We start from the raw sequence: 934 nt of genomic DNA on the forward strand, positions 1-934 counted from the left end.
GGCGTAAGTGTATTCCGCGTCAAAGTAGGGAGAAAAGGACGCATAAGTAGCCTCGCATATAGCCATTACCGAATTTTTATCAATTTTACGATAAAAAATTTTTGAAGTTGGCAAAGAAATCGAAAATACTTTTATAAAATAACCGGGATCCCAAGATTTAGGGTTTTTAAGCATGAAAATAGAAAGTCCACCCAGACCACCTTCGTTTTTTATCCGGGGCCAAAGATCTGCGGAAGACCAGAAGTATCTTCAACAATATCATCCTCACCACCACTGGGGCGGCCGATGCCCTTGGCTTGGTCATTCCGGAGATGAAGCGTGTAGGTTTCATGGCAGAAAGCGTACGGATTCCCACTACCACTGGTAGCCTTATCGTCCTGGTGGTAAACATCCAGGACGAGAGTCTTGAGAACCGTATAACCCGGGAGACCATAAACGAGATTTATCGTCAGGCTGCAGAGGGACCGTATAAGCCCTACCTAGTCTTTACCTTGGAGCAGAACGTCTCCACAGACATCATCGGTTACCCCCGGGCGGCGGCCATTATCGAGGGAGCCGAGACCCATACCCGCACGGCTTTGGCCCGGGTAGATCTATCCAAGGCCTGCAAGGGCATAACCCCTGAAGAGGTAAAGGTCACGGCCAGCCCGTGGCCCAGATCCTCCTTACCCGGGAGGATCTTGAGGATCGTACCCGTTATCTCAACGCCCGCAATACCTTCAACATCCTTCTCCGCTGGCGGGTTCTTCCTATCGTCAACGAAAATGACACCGTAGCGGTGGAGGAAATCCAGTTCGGAGACAACGACTTCCTTTCGGCCTTGGTGGTGGGGCTTGTGGGGGCCGACCTCCTGCTGTGCCTCTCGGAGGTAGACGCCCTTTTACGAACGCGACCCCGACGAAGACCCCACCGGTCCGCAAGCTCACCTTAGTAG

At 52.0% G+C, this 934-nt stretch carries 2 protein-coding genes; both read left to right on the forward strand.

What is annotated here, in order from left to right; genetic code table 11:
- Positions 1–227 precede the first annotated feature (227 nt).
- Complete coding sequence (locus TDIS_RS10940; protein WP_279614544.1) at positions 228–776, forward strand: hypothetical protein; 549 nt, start codon at positions 228–230, stop codon at positions 774–776.
- Positions 659–931 (forward strand): amino acid kinase family protein, encoded by a 273-nt coding sequence (locus tag TDIS_RS11625; RefSeq protein ID WP_425263987.1) that lies wholly within the window; start codon positions 659–661, stop codon positions 929–931. Before TDIS_RS10940 ends, TDIS_RS11625 begins: the two co-directional genes overlap by 118 nt.
- The last annotated feature ends 3 nt before the right edge of the window (positions 932–934 follow it).

Source organism: Thermosulfurimonas dismutans, from assembly GCF_001652585.1.
GTDB classification, from domain to species: Bacteria; Desulfobacterota; Thermodesulfobacteria; order Thermodesulfobacteriales; family Thermodesulfobacteriaceae; genus Thermosulfurimonas; species Thermosulfurimonas dismutans.